The following is a 522-nucleotide window of genomic DNA, read 5'->3' on the forward strand; positions in this document are numbered from 1 at the left end:
AGCCGCCGCTGCGCACGGCGTTAGGGATTTTTCCAAAATTGCTACAAAAGGAGATTGATATGGCGAGTATGATTTATAAAACTTCAAAAGGACGTATCACAAGAAAGGTTTTTTTATATTTTGGTGCAATTCCATTCTTTGGAATCATGATATGCGCAAGTATTTTTGGTGCCGCAGTCGGGTTAAGTGACAAAGAAATTTCCAGAATGTTGGTTTTTATGGTCTTGGTGTTTGTCTATCCATGGGCGATGGTTTGCGTTAAGAGATTCCATGATGTTGGCTTCCCTGGCTGGGCCTTCGCGGCAATGCTAGTGCCATACTTAAATACAATCACGCTTATTTTCCTTGCTTGTTATCCAGGAGACAAAGGAGACAATAAATACGGCCCAGATCCCAAGAGGTCTAAGGTTGGAAAAGCAGAAGAGGCATAATCCCTAACAATCGCAGGCAGTTTGTTACGGCCCTTCGGGCCTCCACGGGACGCCCAACGCTATGCACTTTTTGTGCGGGTCGCTGCGCTCC

The 522-nt window shown here is 45.6% G+C and carries 1 protein-coding gene; it reads left to right on the top strand.

All coding sequences use genetic code 11. From position 1 onward, the window contains the following. The coding region (locus B4U49_RS00245) for a DUF805 domain-containing protein (RefSeq protein WP_078082626.1) at nt 1-431 on the top strand (431 nt) is incomplete at its 5' end. Nucleotides 432-522: the final 91 nt, after the last annotated feature.

Origin of the sequence: Microbulbifer mangrovi, from assembly GCF_002009015.1 — a bacterium.
GTDB classification, from domain to species: domain Bacteria; phylum Pseudomonadota; class Gammaproteobacteria; order Pseudomonadales; family Cellvibrionaceae; genus Microbulbifer; species Microbulbifer mangrovi.